Origin of the sequence: Microbacterium azadirachtae (assembly GCF_025583665.1) — a bacterium.
In the GTDB taxonomy this organism is placed as follows: domain Bacteria; phylum Actinomycetota; class Actinomycetes; order Actinomycetales; family Microbacteriaceae; genus Microbacterium; species Microbacterium azadirachtae.
The window spans coordinates 74,250-92,184 of sequence record NZ_CP099706.1; the positions used below are offsets into that span (position 1 = coordinate 74,250).

General features: G+C 66.9%; 16 protein-coding genes. 14 read left to right on the forward strand and 2 right to left on the reverse strand.

Annotation, left to right across the window (positions count from 1 at the left end; genetic code table 11):
• The first annotated feature begins 23 nt into the window (after positions 1 to 23).
• On the forward strand, positions 24 to 608 hold the full coding sequence (locus NFX31_RS00360; RefSeq protein WP_262956417.1) for a cysteine hydrolase family protein: 585 nt from the start codon (positions 24 to 26) through the stop codon (positions 606 to 608).
• 183 nt (positions 609 to 791) lie between these two features.
• Here the strand turns inward: NFX31_RS00360 and NFX31_RS00365 are convergent, their stop codons facing one another.
• Both NFX31_RS00365 and NFX31_RS00370 read right to left on the reverse strand, forming a co-directional pair.
• On the reverse strand, positions 792 to 1,397 hold the full coding sequence (locus tag NFX31_RS00365) for an SGNH/GDSL hydrolase family protein (RefSeq protein ID WP_262956418.1): 606 nt from the start codon (positions 1,395 to 1,397) through the stop codon (positions 792 to 794).
• 32 nt (positions 1,398 to 1,429) lie between these two features.
• The gene (locus tag NFX31_RS00370) at positions 1,430 to 2,173 is read right to left on the reverse strand and encodes a FadR/GntR family transcriptional regulator (RefSeq protein WP_091477866.1); all 744 of its coding nucleotides are present in this window, start codon (positions 2,171 to 2,173) and stop codon (positions 1,430 to 1,432) included.
• 119 nt (positions 2,174 to 2,292) lie between these two features.
• Between NFX31_RS00370 and NFX31_RS00375 the strand changes: the two genes are divergently transcribed.
• The 13 genes from NFX31_RS00375 (at position 2,293) to NFX31_RS00435 (ending at position 17,638) form a co-directional block, all read left to right on the forward strand.
• On the forward strand, positions 2,293 to 3,270 hold the full coding sequence (locus tag NFX31_RS00375; RefSeq protein WP_262956419.1) for a 2-hydroxyacid dehydrogenase: 978 nt from the start codon (positions 2,293 to 2,295) through the stop codon (positions 3,268 to 3,270).
• Positions 3,271 to 3,307: 37 nt separating this feature from the next.
• Positions 3,308 to 4,687, forward strand: a complete 1,380-nt coding sequence (locus NFX31_RS00380; RefSeq protein WP_262956420.1) for an ABC transporter substrate-binding protein — start codon at positions 3,308 to 3,310, stop codon at positions 4,685 to 4,687.
• Positions 4,688 to 4,689: 2 nt separating this feature from the next.
• Positions 4,690 to 5,664: a carbohydrate ABC transporter permease gene (locus NFX31_RS00385; protein WP_258955349.1), complete on the forward strand. Its 975-nt coding sequence runs from the start codon at positions 4,690 to 4,692 to the stop codon at positions 5,662 to 5,664.
• A gap of 134 nt (positions 5,665 to 5,798) precedes the next feature.
• Positions 5,799 to 6,608 carry a carbohydrate ABC transporter permease gene (locus NFX31_RS00390; protein WP_258955348.1) on the forward strand — a complete coding sequence of 270 codons (810 nt, stop codon included), beginning with the start codon at positions 5,799 to 5,801 and terminating at the stop codon, positions 6,606 to 6,608.
• Positions 6,609 to 6,610: 2 nt separating this feature from the next.
• The gene (locus NFX31_RS00395) at positions 6,611 to 8,620 is read left to right on the forward strand and encodes a glycoside hydrolase family 31 protein (RefSeq protein ID WP_262956421.1); all 2,010 of its coding nucleotides are present in this window, start codon (positions 6,611 to 6,613) and stop codon (positions 8,618 to 8,620) included.
• Entirely contained in the window at positions 8,617 to 9,480 is an 864-nt protein-coding gene (locus NFX31_RS00400) for an NAD-dependent epimerase/dehydratase family protein (protein WP_262956422.1), read from the forward strand. Before NFX31_RS00395 ends, NFX31_RS00400 begins: the two co-directional genes overlap by 4 nt.
• A gap of 14 nt (positions 9,481 to 9,494) precedes the next feature.
• The gene (locus tag NFX31_RS00405; RefSeq protein ID WP_091477861.1) at positions 9,495 to 12,164 is read left to right on the forward strand and encodes a right-handed parallel beta-helix repeat-containing protein; all 2,670 of its coding nucleotides are present in this window, start codon (positions 9,495 to 9,497) and stop codon (positions 12,162 to 12,164) included.
• Positions 12,165 to 12,237: 73 nt separating this feature from the next.
• Positions 12,238 to 13,332 carry a galactonate dehydratase gene (gene dgoD / locus NFX31_RS00410; protein ID WP_441295573.1) on the forward strand — a complete coding sequence of 365 codons (1,095 nt, stop codon included), beginning with the start codon at positions 12,238 to 12,240 and terminating at the stop codon, positions 13,330 to 13,332.
• Positions 13,326 to 15,113 carry an exo-alpha-sialidase gene (locus NFX31_RS00415; RefSeq protein ID WP_091477859.1) on the forward strand — a complete coding sequence of 596 codons (1,788 nt, stop codon included), beginning with the start codon at positions 13,326 to 13,328 and terminating at the stop codon, positions 15,111 to 15,113. The genes dgoD and NFX31_RS00415 overlap by 7 nt, the downstream gene beginning before the upstream one ends.
• A complete protein-coding gene (locus tag NFX31_RS00420) occupies positions 15,103 to 16,050 on the forward strand; it encodes a sugar kinase (RefSeq protein ID WP_091477858.1) in 948 nt (315 codons plus the stop codon). The genes NFX31_RS00415 and NFX31_RS00420 overlap by 11 nt, the downstream gene beginning before the upstream one ends.
• A complete protein-coding gene (locus NFX31_RS00425) occupies positions 16,040 to 16,672 on the forward strand; it encodes a bifunctional 4-hydroxy-2-oxoglutarate aldolase/2-dehydro-3-deoxy-phosphogluconate aldolase (RefSeq protein ID WP_091477857.1) in 633 nt (210 codons plus the stop codon). Before NFX31_RS00420 ends, NFX31_RS00425 begins: the two co-directional genes overlap by 11 nt.
• 15 nt (positions 16,673 to 16,687) lie before the next feature.
• Entirely contained in the window at positions 16,688 to 16,876 is a 189-nt protein-coding gene (locus NFX31_RS00430; RefSeq protein ID WP_091477856.1) for a twin-arginine translocase TatA/TatE family subunit, read from the forward strand.
• A gap of 51 nt (positions 16,877 to 16,927) precedes the next feature.
• Complete coding sequence (locus NFX31_RS00435; protein WP_262956423.1) at positions 16,928 to 17,638, forward strand: FadR/GntR family transcriptional regulator; 711 nt, start codon at positions 16,928 to 16,930, stop codon at positions 17,636 to 17,638.
• Positions 17,639 to 17,935: the final 297 nt, after the last annotated feature.

Below are 17,935 nucleotides of genomic sequence, written 5' to 3' on the forward strand. Positions count from 1 at the left end.
GTCTAATAACGAAAGGCACGTCAATGACCACTGCACTTCTGCTCTTGGACTTCCAGAACGGCATCGCAGGTCGCTTCGCCGAAGCGGGCTCCGATGTCATCGCGCACGCGGGGCGCGCGCTCTCGGCGGCGCGCTCGGCGGGCATACCCGTGGTGTTCGTCCGCGTCGCGTTCCGCGAGGGCTTCCCGGAGGCGGCCGCACGGAACAAGGCCTTCGGCGGCATCGCGAACTCGCCGCAGGCGCCCCACATGACCGAGGATGCGGAGGCGACGCAGATCATCGCCGCGCTCGCCCCGCGCCCTGCGGATCCGGTCGTCGTGAAGCGCCGCTACGGCGCGTTCGCGTCGGATCTCGATGTCGTTCTGCGCGGGCTCGGCGCGACGGATCTCGTGCTGGCCGGCGTCTCGACGAGCGGTGCCGTGCTGAGCACGGTGCGCGAGGCCGCCGACCGCGACTTCGGCCTCACCGTGCTCGCCGATGCCTGCGCGGATCAGGATCCGGAAGTGCACCGCGTGCTGCTCGAGAAGGTCTTCCCGCGTCAGGCCGAGGTCGTCACCGTCGACGCGTGGGCGTCGCGGCTGAGCGCGGACAGCGCACCGCGAGGCTGACGAGGGGAATTGTCGGCGACATCGACGTTCTGGCCACCATGGACGGGGTAGGCAGCGGGACCGCCGCGCAGATCCTCACCCGCGACCGCGCCCACCGCGCCGATTGGCAGCACTTCGTGACGGGCGACGCCGCTCCCCGAGTCGTCGAACGGCGTGCACGGTCGAGGCAGGGGTACGTGCTGCTCAGCGGCGGCGGCCACCGAATCTCGCTGACGCTTCGGCGAGCCAGGCTTCTGCTATGAGGCGGTGGCCGAGCGGGGAGGGATGGACACCGTCCGGCGCGAGTTCGCCCGCGCCGAGCTCGGACGCCGCCTCGTTCAAGAGCTGGTGCAGCGGCACGACCGGGGCGCCGTAGGCTACACCGAGGTCGTTGACGACGTCGATCTTCTCGCGGAGCTCGGGCAGCCACGCCTGCTGGCCGTCTGCGACCGGCAGGAGGAACGGTTCCATGAGGACTACCTGGCCGCCGGACGCTACGGCATCATCCAGGATCGCGCGGAAGTCGTCGGCGAAGACGTCGGTCGGCGTGTAGTCGTCGCGGTCGAAGTGGCGCCAGACGTCGTTGATCCCGACGAGGATCGTGAGCACATCCGGGCGCGCTGCGACGACCTCGCCCCACCGCGCGCGAAGGTCGCGGACGCGATTGCCACCGATGCCGAGGTTGATGACGTCCGGCGGTGCGGGGACGTCAGCGAGCTCGTCGGCGATGATCCGGACGTACCCTTCGCCGAGCGCGCCAACCTCGGGTTGTTGTCGGTTGGCCTGCGTGACGCTGTCTCCGAAGAACACGAAGGTCCGCGGTGCTAGGGGAGCCGCCGCCGTCACGAGAGCGCCCCGCGGTGGTCCCAATGCCCGAGCGCCGTGCGGGCTTCGCTGTGCGCGTCTCGGATGAGCGTGCGGGACGTCGTCTCAACCTCCGGATCCGCCGCCGCGATCTGCTCCACGAGGCGCTCATGCATCTGCAGGCCCTTGTGAGTTTCCTCGACGAGCGGGAAGACCAGCGTCTCCCGGGTTCTCACCGCTGCGGCGATCACGGTACTGAAGCAGCTGAACATCTTGTTCCCCGAGCGGTGCAGCAGTTCGGTGTGGAACTCGACGTCGGCTTCGGTAAAAGCATGCAGATCGCGAGCGACTATAGCCTCGCGCATCCGCGCGATGAGGCGCCGGAGGTCTCGGATCGCTGCACCGTCGGAGAGTCCGGCGATCAGCCGGGCCGCGACCGGTTCAACGGCTAGTCGGGTCGAGTAGAGTTCCTCGACCTGCTCGAGACGGTCGTCCCCTTGCAGTCGCCAGGTGATGACTTGTGGATCTAGGAAGTTCCACTGGTCACGCGGGGCAACGCGGGTGCCGATACGGGGCCGCGCTTGAACGAGCCCTTTCGTCTCGAGCGCACGGAACGCTTCCCGGAGGACAGATCGGGACAGGCCTAGATCCTCCGCCAGCTGATCGGGGAGGATCGTCTCTCCGACCTCCAGTGCGCCTTGGACGATCGAACGGCCCAGCTGTTCGACCGTCTGGTCATAGAGGCGTGCGCCCGAGGTGGGCGAGATGGTCACAACGCTCACGTCACTCCATTCGTTCAGTCCGGTTCACGTCGTCTCCCGAAAAACAGGGAGTTGACGTGTGACTAGTAAATCAGAATAATCTGATTAGTCATACTCAAAAACTCACCGAGGAGAACCCGTTGCGCGTTGTCGTCGCCGACCCGATGCAGGTACGCCTGGCCGCAGATCTGCGCGCCGAGCTCGGCGCGGGCGTGACCTGGGAGTTCCTCGACCGACCGGAGCACGTCGATGCGGCGAGCAAGGATGCCGATGTCTTCGTCGGATCCCGGCTGAGCTCGGACCAGATCCGGGAGCGACCGGGTCTGCGACTGATCCAGGTCGCCGGCGCGGGCTATGAAGGGATCGACCTGTCTGCCGTTCCTCGCGGAGTCACCGTGGCCAACACCTCGCATCACGGCCGGGCGATCGCCGAGTACTGCCTCATGTCGATGCTGGTCTTCTCCCGAAGCCTTCTGGAGGAGGACAGGGCCCTTCGGGAAGGGACGTGGCTGTCCGTGTTCCAGAATCCGGGATCGCCTGTGCATGAGACGCTCGTCGGCCGCGCTGTGGGGATCATCGGGTATGGCGAGATCGGCAGCGAAGTCGGACGGCTCGCGCGCGCGCTGGGCATGCGGGTCGCCGTCGTGCGCCGCGCACCGCAAGCCACCCCCCCCTCGGAGGTCGACTGGGTGGGGTCGCTTGATCAGCTTCCGTACCTGCTGCGCATTTCGGACTTCGTCGTGGTCACGGTCCCCCTCACCGAGGCCACGACGAAGCTGATCGGACCGGAGGAACTTGCCGCGATGCCTTCGACCGCCGTGCTGATCAACGTGGCCCGCGGCCCCATCGTCGACGAGGAAGCGCTGTACGCGGCCCTCCGCGACCGTGCCATCCGCGGCGCCGCGATCGACGTCTGGTGGCAGTACCCCACCGACGGCAACCAGGGAGAACCCTCCCGGTTGCCGTTCGGGACGCTTCAGAATGTCCTCCTCACACCGCATACCTCCGGCGTGACGACCGACGTCTTCCGCAATCGCATGAAAGACGTCGCCGCGAACATCGCGGCATTGCGCGACGGCCTCCCGCTTCGCAATATCGTCTTCCCGGCGCACGACTAACACCCGAGCACCACACCGCACACAACAGGAGCAATCGATGAAGATGAACCTCAGATGGGGAGCGGCCCTCGCCGCGACGGCAGCCGTCGGGCTGGCGCTCTCCGCATGCACCGCGTCCGGCAGCACCGCCCCGAGCACGTCATCCGGGCCAGTGACGATCACGGTGATGGGAATCCCCGCCACCACCAAGCCGGCGGCCCGGCAAGCGTTCATGGACGACATCGCCGCGTTCGAGAAGGCGAACCCGAACATCACCGTGACGCCGACGGACGAGAAGTGGAACCCACAGTCCTACGTCACCGAGCTCGCGGGCGGGACGGCTCCCACTCTGCTGTGGGTGCCCCTCACCGATCCGCCCGGGCTCATCGCCCGGAAGCAGGTGGCCGACCTCACCGACGACTTCGCCCAGCTGCCCTCATCGAAGCAGTTCAACTCGAAGGTGCTCGAGCCGCTGAAAGGCAACGGAAAGCTGTACGGCATCCCGACCGCGGAGTACGCGCTCGGCTTGGCCTACAACCGGGACCTCTTCACCAAGGCCGGCCTGGACCCGGACAAGCCGCCCACGACCTGGAAACAGGTGGAGACCGCGGCCAAGACGATCACGGAGGCCACCGGCGTCCCCGGCTTCGCAGAGATGACGGCGAAGAGTTCCGGCGGATGGCACCTGACGGCCGGCACCTACTCCTATGGCGGAACTATGGAGACACTCGGCAAGGGCGGCAAATACTCCGTCCAGGTGGACAACCCCGACGCCGTCTCGTATCTCAAGCAGCTCCAGACGATGCGCTGGAAGGACAAGTCGATGAGCGAGAACGCGCTGCTCGGCTACGACGACATCAACAGCGGCTTCGCCGCCGGCAAGTACGCGATGATCATCTCCGCGCCCGACTACTACACGAACTACATCCAGCAGTACCAGGGCGACCCGAACACGTTCGGCATCACGGCGTACCCGCAGGCGGGAGGCAACACCACGCTCGCCGGTGGAAGCGTCGCCATGGTCAACGCGAAGGCCACGAAGGTCCAGACGGCCGCCGCCGTCAAGTGGATCGACTACCACTGGCTGCGGCCGCAGTACGACACCAAGGCGGCCGCAAGCCTGGCGAAGTCGAACGCTGCCGCGAACATCCCCGTGGGGATCCCGGCGGTCCCGCTGTTCAACAGCGCGACCCAGGAAAAGATCGCCGCGGCGATCAAGCCTTACGTCACGATCAAGACAACGAACTTCGAGCCGTTCATCAACGGAACGGCGAAACTCCAACTCAAAGCCGAACCGCCGGTCGCAGCACAGCTCGTCTACCAGGTTCTCGACCCAGTGATGCAGGCGATCCTGACCCGTCAGGACGCCGATCCCGAGACGGAGCTGAAGAAGGCCCAGTCCGCCGCTGAGCAGGCTGTCGCCCAAGCGCAGCAGTGACCGTGAACATCGACATCCTCGGGGAGGCGCCGATGGCCACGCCGCCGGCGGCCTCCCCGGAAGGGGCCCCGAAGCTGCCAGCATCTCTCGCCCGACGGACGAAGTGGGCAGGTCGCTGGCGGCGTAACCTGAGCGCGCTCCTCTTCCTGCTGCCAGCGCTCGTGCTCTTCGGAGTGTTCTCCTGGTGGCCGATCCTGCGCAGCTTGCTCCTGAGCCTCCAGTACAACAACCTGGTCGACGCGCCGAAGTGGGTTGGCCTGGACAACTTCGACCACGTCTTCGCGGATCCGATGCTGCTCACCGCGGTCGGCAACACGCTCAAGTTCGGGGCGCTGTCGGTGCTCATCGGCTTCCCGCTCCCGCTGCTCCTGGCGATCGTCATGTTCGAACTGCGGCGGCTCGGTGGGGCGTTCCGGGTGCTCGTCTACATCCCCGTGATCATCCCCCCTGTCGTGTCCGTGCTGCTGTGGAAGTTCTTCTACGACCCCGACAATGGGCTCTTCAACACCGTCCTCGAGACGTTCGGACTCGGTCCGTTCCCGTGGCTGCAGACTCAGGAGACCGCGCTTCCCAGCCTGGTCGTGCTCATCGTGTGGGCCGGGGCCGGCAGTACGGTCCTGCTGTTTCTCGCCGCCCTGTCGGGAGTGCAGCCGGAGCTGTACGAGGCAGCGGAGGTGGACGGCGCCTCCATCTGGCGCCGCGTCTGGCACATCACCCTCCCGCAGCTCAGGGGGATCATGCTGATCCTCCTGCTCCTCCAGATCATCGGAACCCTGCAGATCTTCACCGAGCCGTACGTGATGACAGACGGCGGACCGGAGAACTCCACCGTCACGATCCTGATGCTGATCTACCGGGCGGCGTTCCTTAACGGGGACTTCGGCTACGCGACCGCACTGAGCGTGCTGCTGGCCATCGCCCTCGGCATCATCTCCGCCATCTACCTCCGTCTCACCCGCTCCTGGAGCAAGAACTGATGACAGTCGACACGCAACTCCCCGTACCGGTCGCGACTCGACGCCGCCGCGGCTCGCGCGAACGCGAGACACCGGCTCGCAGCGTCATCTCGCCCGCGGATCTTCGTCGGCCCGGCGTCCGTATCGGCGTGAGGGTGACCCAGGGTGTGCTCCTGCTCCTCGTCGCGCTCGCGGGGATCGGACCGCTCTGGTGGCTCATCAAGGGCGCGCTCTCGGGGACCCAGGAGCTCTTGCGGAACCCGGCTGCGTTCTGGCCGGCCGTGACGCAATGGTCCAACCTCGGCAACGCCTGGACTCAGCTCGACATCGGCCACTACCTGCTCAACACCGTGGTCTACGCGGTCGGCGCCGCTCTGACCCAGGTCCTCGTCGCCGTGACTGCTGGCTTCGCGCTCTCGGTGCTGCGCCCGCGTTTCGGCCCGGTCGTCTACGGCGCGATCCTCGCAACGCTGTTCGTCCCCGGAACCGTCTCGCTCGTGGCGCTCTACCTCACGATCATCGACCTCCCCGGCCTCCACGTGAACATCGCCAACACCCCCTGGGCGATCTGGCTCCCCGCCGGAGCCCACGCTTTCAACGTGCTCATCGCCAAACAGTTCTTCGACACCCTCCCGCGCGAGCTCTTCGAGGCCGCCTCCGTCGACGGCGCGAGCTCCCTCCGGATGCTCTGGCAGATCGCCATGCCGCTGTCCCGTCCGATGATGTTCGCCATCGGACTGCTCTCGCTGATCGGCGCCTGGAAGGACTTCATCTGGCCCCTGATCGCCATGAGCGATCCCACCAAGCAACCGTTGTCGGTGGCGCTGCCGCGACTCGCCCAGAACGCCGACCAGGCTCTTCTGCTCGCCGGGATGCTCATCTCCACGATCCCGCCGCTCATCGTCTTCATCGTCTTCCAGCGCCAGGTCGTACAGGGCGTCGGCTTCAGCGGGCTGAAGGGCTGAGCGTGTACGAGGAAGACCGAAACGTCATTCAACGCCGCCTTCGTGGCGAAACACTTCGTATCGAACCCTGGGGACCTGACGCCATCCGCGTGCGTTCCACACGACGCGGAACGATCGACCAGACCCGCCTCGGCGGGCTCGAACACCAGCAACCACCGCGAACGGAGGCCGTCGTCCGTGCAGACGGTAACGGGATGGTTCTCGAGAACGGACAGCTCCGGGTCAGAGTCGACGCCCGCGGTGATCTCACGTTCACCTCCGCGATCGGCGATCGCATCCTGCTGGCCGAGGACCCGCAGACACTGGCGTCAACACCGCCGCGCTACCGCCGGCGCGAAGGCGGTGCGACGCGGCTCGACGTGCGCTTCGCAGCCTCCGAGGGGGAGCGGTTCTTCGGTTTGGGCCAGCAACAGCACGGGCTTCTCGACCAGAAGGGCGCCGTCATCGACCTAATCCAGCACAACTCGAACGTGACCATCCCCTTCCTGCTGTCCAACCGCGGCTACGGGTTCCTGTGGAACGACCCGAGCCCCGGCCGCGTCGAACTCGGCCGGAACCGCACGCAATGGTCGGCCCAGAATTCCGATCAGCTCGACTACATCGTGATCGCCGGAGCAACCCCGACCGACATCCTCGAGCGTTACACCGATCTGGTCGGGCGCGCTCCCCGCTTCCCCGACTGGGCCTCCGGCTTCTTCCAGTCCCGGCTGCGGTACGCCTCGCAGGAGGAGGTGCTGGCGGTCGCCCGCGAGCACATCGGACGGGGCCTTCCACTGGCCTCCATCGTCATCGACTACTTCCACTGGAACTTCTTCGGCGACTGGTCGTTCGACCGCGCACTCTGGCCCGACCCGGCCGCGATGGTCGCCGAACTGCGCGACCTCGGCGTGCAACCGATCGTCTCTGTCTGGCCGGCGGTCAACGAGAACAGTGCCAACTTCCGCACGATGGACCGCTCCGGATTCCTGATGACACGGTCGGAGGGCCTGGGCGTCGCCGCTCGCTTCCTCGACACGGGTCAGGACGGGCCGGCGTTCCTGCACTTCTACGACCCGAGCAACCCGGAGGCGCGTGCGTTCGTCTGGGACGCCGTCACCCGCGGCTACCGCGAGCACGGCATCGAGAGCTTCTGGCTCGACGCCTGCGAACCCGAGATCGTTCCCCAGGAGCCGTCGCAGTGGGAGTACGCGGCCGGCCGCGCGGACGCCGTCGGCAACCTGTACCCGCACTGGAACGCGCTCACCTTCAGCGACGGAATGACCGGGGACAACCCGCGAGACGCCCTCAACCTCACGCGGTCGGCGTGGCACGGCACACAGCGTTACGGCGTCGCGCTGTGGTCGGGCGACGTCCCCTCCACCTTCGCGGCTCTTCGCGCCCAGATTCCGGCGGGAATCAACGCCGGGCTCAGCGGAATCGCGTGGTGGTGCAGCGACATCGGTGGATTCCACGGCGACGAGTCCAACGACTCGGATTACCTGCGCGAGCTCGTCGCGCGCTGGCTGCAGTTCGGGGTGTTCAGCCCGATCATGCGACTCCATGGCCACCGCGTCCCCGATGTCCCCGGCGAGCTGAAGCACGGCGCACCGAACGAGGTTTGGAGCTTCGGCGACGAGGTTCTCGCAGTCGCGACCAGGCTGCTGAATCTCCGCGAAGCGCTGCGCCCTTACCTGCATCGTGTGATGGCGGAGGCGACAGCCGTCGGGCTGCCCGCGATGCGAGCGCTCTTCCTCCACCATCCCGACGAGCCGCGGGCCTGGGAGGTGGACGACCAGTACCTCCTCGGGGCCGACCTCCTCGTCGCCCCGCTCACCGAACCCGGTGTCGAGACGCGCGATGTCTTCGTCCCCGAGGGCGAGTGGACCTCCCTGCAGACCGGCGAGAGCGTCCACGGACCCACGACCACACGAATCCGCGTGCCCCTCGACGGCACCCCGGCGTTCGTGCGTGCAGACAGCACAGTCGCAACTGAGCTCGCGGACTGGATTCCCGAAGTAGGGGACCCCACATGACCTGGCTGGTCACGGGGAGCGAAGGCCGGCTCGGTCGAGCCGTCACGCAGCAGATCCAGGCGCAGGGCATCGCATTCCGGACGTTCGATCGGGCCGAGGGAGACCGGCCGGGACACCTCGCGGGCGACCTTACCGATCCTGCGGCGACGGCCGCCGCCGTCGACGGGATCGACACGATCGTCCACCTCGCAGCGCTCCCCAGCGACAGCGCGGGGTCGCCCGAAGAGATCCTGAAGACGAACGTTCTCGGGACCATCGCTCTCGCCGATACCGCGCTTCGAGCAGGCTGCGCGCGTTTCGTCTACGCGTCCAGCATCAACGCCCTCGGAGTGACCGGAGCTGGCCGTCCCGACCGGCTCCCGGTCGATGCCGCGCAGCCGGCCAACCCCACCACCCCGTACCAGATCTCGAAGCTCCTGGCGGAGGACTACCTCCTTTACCTCCACCGGGCGACGGACCTCGAGGTCGTCATCCTCCGGCCGCCGTACATCGCAGATGCGGACCAGTACGCGATGTGGAGTTCGCCGACCTTCGACGGCCCGCCCCGCTCCGTCAGCGAGCTCTTCGCCTACGTGGACCTCGACGACTGCGCGCGCGCGTTCGTCCTCGCCGGTGAGTCGCGCGGGACAGACCCAGGCCCATACCTCCTCTCGGCCGCCAACACGTGTTCAGCCGAGCCGACCCGCCGGTTGCTCGACCGCTGGCCCGTTCCTGTCCGAGCGGACTTCGACGCCTCGCTCGACGATGACGAGCACAGATCGCTCCTCGATCTCGCCCCGACCACCGCTGAACTGGGCTGGCGACCCACCACGGGCTGGCGCGCAGCATCCATCGCACCATCCGACCAAGCACCACACTGAGAACGGAGTACACGATGTCACCTGAACTCACACGTCGCTCGTTTATCGGCGCTGCCGCCGCGGCGGGCGCCGCGGCCGCGCTCGTCAGCGGGTCCGGCGCCGCATTCGGGCTTCCCGTCCGGCCCCGGCTGACCGCGCCGGGAGCCATCGGGAACCTCACGCCCAGCGGCACGATCGCGAACCTCCCCGCGTCGTTCTACGCTCGGCCCGGCCTGGACGGCATGCCCGTCATCGACTACGAGAGCATGCCGGTCGTCAACGTCATGGACCACGGCGCCACCGGGACCGGGCTCACCTCCGATCGGGCCGCCTTCGACAGCGCCGTAGCCGCTGTGAATGCCCTCGGCGGCGGAATCGTCTACCTTCCGGTCGGCCGCTACCTCTTCCCGCCCAACGCGGCGGGAAACGTCAACTGGTGGAACCAGACGACGATCGCGAACGTCCACTTCGTGGGGGAGGGCGAAGGGAGTGTCGTCGTCTTCCGGCGACCCAAGATGACGACCAACGGCCAGGAAGCGCCGCTGTACCCGGCGGGGGCGGGATGGACCTTCGTCAACGCGACCAACGTCTCGCTGCGCGATTTCGCGATGCAGTGGATCCCGCTCAACCTGATCCGGCACACGACCACCGCAACCGCTCTGCTCGTCCGGGTTCCTGAGTCGATGCAGATCCTCCGCATGACGGTCGATCACTGCCAGCCGGGCATCATCCTCCCGCACGCGAACAACAGCTGGATGGTGGACAACGTCCTCCGGAACAGCGGAGCGGACGCCTTCAACTACGGCGGCGCGAAGAACAGCGTCGCTGCGTACAACTGGGCCGAGTCCATTGGCGACGACGGATTCGCCAACTACCAGGACAGCAATCTATTCCCCGACAGCACCACCATCCCGAACGTCCGATTCACCCGGAACACAGTCATCAGTGCGTGCTGGGGTCGTGGCATGACCCTCGGCGGATCGCACCAGACGATCGACTGCAACTGGATCGAGAACACCATGGGCGCCGCGGTGTTGAGTGACATCAGCAACACGGCGACGCCAGCGACGCTGATCGACGCCACTGTTCTCTCGAACACCATGGTTCGCTCGAGCATGGAGATGCGACCAGACAATCGTGCTCTCGCTAGCGGGGGCGGCTATCACGGCGCCGTCGCGTTCCTGAACAAGGTCGATACCCTCACCGTGAAGAACAACAGCGTCCGGGCGTCCGAGGACAACGACATCGCCATCGGGATCACGAACTGGCTCGGAGTCACCGGGAACGACATCGAGGTCTTCGGCAACCATCTCTACGCCGCGGACGGAACAGGGATCAACATCCCGGTCAACAGCACCATCACCGGTCTCGACATCAGCCAGAACAGGATCATCGAGAACACTGGCCCCTCCGTCACCGTCAAAGGGACGGCGATCGGTGTCACCTCGGGCGGTAACAACGTCACGACGCTCCCCTCCGTGACGGGGTCGGTCACGGGTGACCTGACCGGTTTCACCACGACGACCTCTGCCCCGTACAGCGATCCGTACGCGCCCCGTCGCGTCGAACCGAGCGAGACGGCGTGGGCCGACCCCCAGGCGCAGAGCACGACGGGCCTGCCGAGCGTCAGCGTGACCAGCTATGGGGCGGTGGGAGACGGTGTCCACGACGACACCCCGGCATTCCGGGCCGCACTGGCTGCATTACCGGCGACCGGAGGCATCATCGGCGTCCCGGCGGGGCAATTCCGCCTCGTGGTGGACCCGTCCTCATCGACCTTCCGAGACACCAAGATCACTCATCACTTCGCGATCACCGAGCGTGACAACGTGCACATTGTCGGCGCCGGAAGCACCTCCGTAATCGTCTGCACGAGCCCGGACGCCCAGGGCATCCGCATCATCGGCGGGGAGGGGTGCTCGGTTTCGAACGTCGCGTTCTCTCTCCCGGACCGGCCCGACCTCCGCCGCAACCGCGCGCTGCTGGACATCAGCGGCGCCAAGGACGTCTCCGTCACGGACGTGTCGCTGTCCGGCGCGAGTGGCTCGAACCTTGTGATCGACACCTGCACGGGCGTCTATGTCGGAGGCGTCACGAGCACGAACGCCAACATGTACGGCATCGACGTGGAGGGCTCGCGCCAGGTGCGAGTGACCGGCTGCACCGCGGACGACAACCGCGACGGGGGAATCCAGATCGGCTGGGTGGGCACCGTCTTCCGTGAAGCCCAGTTCGTGCACGTCGACGCCAACACCGTCGACGGCTCCGTCGAAGGCGCGGGCATCCTCGCGAGCAGCGGTGCGAGCCTCCTCATCGACAGCAACACCGTGAGCAACACCTGCCAGGCCGGAATCTACCTGTGGGGCCGCGCCCCCGGCTTCCCGCTGTTCAGCGCGGACATCACGAACAACACCGTGACGAACGCGTGCACGGGCGACTACACCTACACGCCCGGCGCCATCTCGATCCACTCCATCCGTGAGACAGCCGGGATGACGACAGGCACGTTCACCGTCTCCGGGAACACGATCTCGAACACTCCGTTCTCAGGAGTCTGGGTGGGCGGCAAATCGCCGATCGGCACCGTCCTGTGCCAGATCCACTCGCTGACGATCTCGGGCAACACATTCACGAGTGTCGGTGGCAGCAACGTGCTCATTGCGACTGACCAGCAGGCGAAGATCGCCAACCTGACCATCGTCTAGAAGGATCAACAGGAATCAGACAGTGAGAATCGAACGAGTAGAGACCTTCCAAGTCGCGCCTCGATGGCTCTTCGTGGCCATCACGACGGACGACGGCCTGACCGGCTGGGGAGAACCCGTCGTCGAGGGCCGGGCGGCGACCGTCGCGACGGCCGTGGCCGAGCTGAGCGAGTACCTCGTCGGCTCGGATCCGACCCGGATCGAAGACACCTGGCAGGTGCTGACGAAGGGCGGCTTCTACCGGGGCGGCCCGGTGTTCGCGAGCGCGGTGGCGGGCATTGACCAAGCGCTCTGGGACATCGCGGGAAAGCGGCTCGGCGTGCCGGTCTACGAGCTCCTCGGCGGCCCGGTCCGCGACCGGGTGCGCATCTACGGCTGGATCGGCGGCGACCGCCCGAGCGATCTAGCGGCGGATGCGGAACGCCAGGTCGCGGCCGGCCTGACTGCCGTCAAGATGAACGGGTCGGAGGAGCTCGCGGCGATCGACGTCCCGAGCTCCCTCGCCCGGCTCGTCGATCGGGTCGCCGAGGTCCGCGAGGTCCTCGGCGACTCCCGGGACATCGCGATCGACTTCCACGGCCGGTATTCGCCCGCGATGGCCCGGCGCGCGCTGCCGCTGCTGGAGCCCTTCCTCCCGCTGTTCGTGGAGGAGCCGGTCGTCCCCGAGCTCTCGTATCTGATCGGCCGGCTCGCCCACGAGACGCCCATCCCGATCGCGACAGGCGAGCGGCTCTATTCGCGCTGGGACTTCCGCGACGTCCTCGCGGGCGGGATCGCAGTCGCTCAGCCCGACCTGTCGCACGCGGGAGGCATCTCCGAGGTGCGCCGGATCGCGACGGCCGCCGAGACGTATGGTGTCTCCCTCGCACCGCACTGCCCACTGGGCCCGATCGCTCTCGCCGCGTGCATCCAGGTCGACGTGGCCACGCCGAACTTCTTGATCCAGGAGCAGAGTCTCGGCATCCACTACAACGTGCAGACGGATCTGCTCGACTATCTCGTCGACCGATCCGTCTTCTCGGCGACCGACGGGTACATCGACAGACCGCTCGGCCCGGGCCTGGGCATCGAGATCGACGAGAATGAGGTGCGCCGCGCCGCCCAGTCGCCGCACAACTGGCACAACGCGATCTGGCGACACCTGGACGGGAGCTTCGCAGAATGGTGACCACCGCATCCGGGCCGCAGCTGCCCGACGACACTCAGATCGCACGTCACGATCCGCGGCTGCTCGAGAACGGTCACGTCATCCAAGCGAACGGCTACAGCGACCAGCCGTACGTCGTCGTGACCCGATCCGGATTGTGGCTGTGCGTCGTGACGAGTTCGGATGCGCACGAGGGGGACTCCTCGCAGCGCATCATCGCCCGGACGAGCACGGACCGTGGTCGCAGTTGGTCCGACCCGATCGACATCGAACCCGCTGATGGTCCGGAGGCGTCCTGGGCTGTCCCGCTCGTCACGCCTTCCGGCCGGATCTACGTGTTCTACACCTACAACACGAAGAACATCCGCGAGGTGCCCACCGACACCGGGCGCAGCCCGCGAGTCGACACCCTGGGCGACATGGTCTTCCGCTACTCGGACGACGAGGGACGATCCTGGTCCGTCGATCGCTTCCACGTCCCGATCCGCACCTTCGACATCGACCGTCGCAACCCGTTCGGCGGCGACGTCCAGTTCTGGTGGTCGGTGGGCAAGCCGGAGATCGTCGGCACTAGCGTTTTCATCGCGGCGTCTAAGGTCGGTGAGTTCCGGGAGGAGTCCCAGGGCTTCCAGAAGACCAGCGAGGGTTTCCTGCTCCGCAGCGACAACCTCCTTGAGGAGCGGGACCCGACGCGGATCAGTTGGGAGACCCTCCCCGATGGCGAGTTCGGCCTCCGGGCGCCCGAGGGTGACGTCGCCGAAGAGCACAAGGTCGTCGGCCTGCGCAACGGCGATCTCTATTGCGTCTACCGAACCGAGAAGGGCTATGTCGCGAGCGCGACCAGCCGAGACGGCGGACACACCTGGTCGACGCCGGACTGGGCGACCTTCTCCTCCGGCCGGCCGATCAAGAACCCGCGGGCGGCGACTTTCGCGTGGTCATGCGGTGACGGCCGGCATCTGCTCTGGTTCCACAACAACAGCCACACCTGGTTCGGCACCTACCGCAATCCGGCCTGGCTGAGCGGTGGCATCGAGGTCGACGGCATCATCCAGTGGTCGGAGCCCGAGATCGCGATCTACGCTGACGACCCGCAGATCAGCATGAGCTACCCGGACCTCGTCCAGTTCGACGGCCGGTTCTCCCTCACCGAGACGGAGAAGCGCACGGCGCGCATCCACGCCGTCGACGACGAGCTGATCCAGGGGCTCTGGGGCGCGCCTTCGCGGCGCCTGGAGGAGGACATCGTCCTCGACTACGTCCACGGGGCGGACGAGGCGGCCTTCACCGTCACGCCCTTCCAGCTACGTCGAGGGAACTGGCGGACCGAGGATGCCAGAGCGGGATTCACCCTGTCTCTCGTTGCCGAGGTGCACGATCTGACCCCCGGCCGAATACTCCTCGACAATCGGGACTCGACCGGCCGCGGGATCTGCCTGGAGATCGCGCACGAAGGCCGGCTCCACTTCACCATGTCGGACGGCCGCAGGGAGTGTTCGTGGACATCGGACGCGCGCACCCTCGTTGCGGGCGCCGAGACGCACATCGCGGTCATCGTCGACGGAGGACCCAAGATTGTCCTGTTCGTCATCGACGGGCGGCTGCAGGACGGCGGCGACGCCCGCCCGTACGGGTGGGGCCGGTTCAGCGACGACCTCCGGGATGTCAACAGTGCACGTCCGCTGTCGGTCCACGGACTAGCTCGCCGAGAAGTGCAGGCACTGAGGATCTACGACCGGGCCCTGCGCGTGGCGGAGGCGGTCGAACTCCGCAGCGGATGGGGTGCGCACCATGGCGGCTGACATCCGTCGTCGCGTGGTGACGGTGGGGGAGGCCATGCTGCAGATCACCCCCGCACCGATCGGCCGGTTGGCGGAGGCGAGTACCGCGTCCTTGAGCGTCGCGGGCGCGGAGTCGACGGTGGCCAGCTACCTCGCCAAGCTCGGACATCACGCGATCTGGCTCAGCGCTGTGGGCGACGATCCCATCGGCGAGCGGATCGTCTCGGAGATCCGCTCGGCCGGCGTTTACACGGCTCATGTGAAGCGGGATCCGTCCGCCCGAAGCGGGGTTTACTTCAAAGACCCGCGCATCGGCGGTCCGACGGCAGTGCACTACTACCGGAACGGGTCGGCCGCGTCGCGAATGCGCCCCAACACGTTCGCGGACTTCCGCTATCTGCGTGACGACCTGATCCATCTGAGCGGCATCACACCTGCGCTCTCCTCGACGTGTTCGGAACTCGTCGAGACGGTGATCACGGATGCCCACGCGGCGCACGCTCGGGTCTCCTTCGACGTCAACTTCCGGCATGGCCTGTGGCGCGCAGAGGACGCGGCGGGGACGCTGGCGGCCTTGGCGAACCGGTCCGACGTCGTCTTCGTCGGACTCGACGAGGCGCACGAGCTGTGGGGTACCCCGACCCCAGAGGACGTGCGAGAGGTGCTTCCTCAGCCGGAGCTCCTCATCGTCAAGGACGGTTCAGTCGGCGCGACCGGCTTCCAGCGCTCGTCCTCCCGGTTCGAACCGGCACTCTCGGTGGATGTCGTCGAGCCCGTCGGGGCAGGCGACGCCTTTGCCGCCGGCTTCCTGCACGGGGTGCTCGAGCGGCTGGAGCTCTCGGCGTGCCTTCGCTTCGGACACCTGCTTGCCTCGTCGAGCCTCTCCAGCCTCGGCGATCTGGGGCCCGTCCCGACCGAACTCACCGCGTCCGCGGAAAGGACCGTCCATGACCACTGAAGCCCTCGGCTTCGCCGCCGTTCTCCGTCAGCGACCACTCGTCGCGATCCTCCGGGACATGGAGGTGTCGCACGCGATTGCCATCGCCGAGCGCGTGTGGGATCGGGGGATCGGGATCGTCGAGGTACCGGTCCAGGATCCCGCCTCGTTCGATACGTTCCATGCACTCCTGACCCGAGGCTCCGAACGCGGCGAACCCGTCGGGGCGGGCACGATCGTCGACGTCGAACTGCTTCGGAAGGTCGTCGACGCCGGTGCCTCGTTCACCGTCGCTCCCGGGCTCGACCTGGACGTGCTCCACGGGAGCATCCGGGCCGGCGTCCCGCATCTGCCCGGCATCGCCACCGCGACCGAGGTCCAGACGGCCGTGCGAGCCGGCTGCACGGTGCTGAAGGCCTTTCCCGCATCGAGCCTGTCACCGCGGTGGGTGCGGGAGATGCGGGGTCCGTTCCCGCAGGTCTCCTGTGTCGCTACCGGCGGCGTCGACGCGGGCAACGCCGCAGAGTTCCTCGCCGCAGGGGCCATCGCGCTCGGAGTCGGCTCCACTCTCCGGTCACCAGCGTCGGCGTCGGAACTCTTTGACATCGTCGAAGAAGCGCTCGTCCGCGGGCGAGAGCACTAACGAAGGGGCACCGATATGTTCGCCAATCTCACCGGATGGCACCTGCTCATCCTCTTCGCCGTCGTATTGCTCTTGTTTGGGGCGTCGAGGCTGCCCGCGCTTTCGCGCAGCATCGGCCAGTCGATGCGGATCTTCCGGACGGAGACACGCGACCTCGGGAATATCCCGTCATCTGAGGATCCAACCAACCAACCGAGAGCCTGATGCTCGACTGGGCGGCTCCCTTGTATCTTGTTGGTGACTTGAGGCGGGAAATTGTCACCATCACACGACCAGGGCGGAGCCGGCCTGCACGGCGACGTCCTGGAATGGCTCGGAACCCAGATTGTCACGCACATGTTGGCTCCGGGCCACAAGTTGAACCCAGATGAGTTGGGGGTTGAGCGGCAGGTTTCACGCGCGGTGCTCAGGGAAGTCTTCAGGGTCTTGCAGGCCAAAGGACTCATCACGGCCCGACCCCGGCAGGGCACGCTCGTCGCGCCGCCGGAGTACTGGGATTACATGGATCCAGACATCATCCGGTGGAGGTTGCGCAGTTCGGATCGTGAGGACCAGGTGGAGGAGCTCTTCGCTCTCAGACTCGCGGTCGAGCCCGTCGCCTGCCGCCTGATGGCGGAGGCAACCGATGCCACCGCGGCGGATCGGCTCGATGGACTCATCTCAGACATGCAGACGGCCTTCGAGCGACGCGACCTGCACGCGTTCGCAACCGCGGACGTCGGCTTCCACACCCATATCCTTGAGTCCTGCAAAAACAACATGTTCCGCTCCCTCGTGTCGCCCGTCGCCTCAGCAGTGAGCACCAGAGAGACGCTTCAATTCCCGCTCGAGGAAGTTGTACTTCGGGGACTGGACCTCCACCGGCGACTCGTCACCGAAATCCGAGCGAATGGGCCGGCCATAGAAGCAATTTCGCAGGCCCTGATCCTCGACGCGCGGCAGGAGATCGAGACGGCGATCAAATAGGTCCTGCTTCTGGCCCGCTCGCGTTGTGTGCTTGAGTGTCGCGTGCGCCGGAGATCGGCTGGAACCGCTGACGGGCGTCTCGCGGGTGGTGTGGAGCCGCCAGCGGCGGCGCTGCACTTACTGACGCTTCCAGCGCGCGACCATCAGACGCGGCGGCAGCGTTCGCGTCAGGGGTGCGTCCATCAGCGGCGACAGCAACGTCTTCCTCGACGACGCGACCATCAGCAGTGACGGCAAGGTGTGGCTGAGCGGCGCTCAGGTCGGTGAGGGCGGAGTCTTCCTTGACGGCGCAACCGT

Excerpts from the sequence above, each read along its gene's own strand:
- NFX31_RS00360 (WP_262956417.1), top strand. The coding sequence starts at position 24 with ATGACCACTGCACTTCTGCTCTTGGACTTCCAGAACGGCATCGCAGGT.
- NFX31_RS00380 (WP_262956420.1), top strand. The coding sequence starts at position 3,308 with ATGAAGATGAACCTCAGATGGGGAGCGGCCCTCGCCGCGACGGCAGCC.
- NFX31_RS00400 (WP_262956422.1), top strand. The coding sequence starts at position 8,617 with ATGACCTGGCTGGTCACGGGGAGCGAAGGCCGGCTCGGTCGAGCCGTC.
- NFX31_RS00405 (WP_091477861.1), top strand. The coding sequence starts at position 9,495 with ATGTCACCTGAACTCACACGTCGCTCGTTTATCGGCGCTGCCGCCGCG.
- NFX31_RS00415 (WP_091477859.1), top strand. The coding sequence starts at position 13,326 with ATGGTGACCACCGCATCCGGGCCGCAGCTGCCCGACGACACTCAGATC.
- NFX31_RS00420 (WP_091477858.1), top strand. The coding sequence starts at position 15,103 with ATGGCGGCTGACATCCGTCGTCGCGTGGTGACGGTGGGGGAGGCCATG.
- NFX31_RS00425 (WP_091477857.1), top strand. The coding sequence starts at position 16,040 with ATGACCACTGAAGCCCTCGGCTTCGCCGCCGTTCTCCGTCAGCGACCA.
- NFX31_RS00430 (WP_091477856.1), top strand. The coding sequence starts at position 16,688 with ATGTTCGCCAATCTCACCGGATGGCACCTGCTCATCCTCTTCGCCGTC.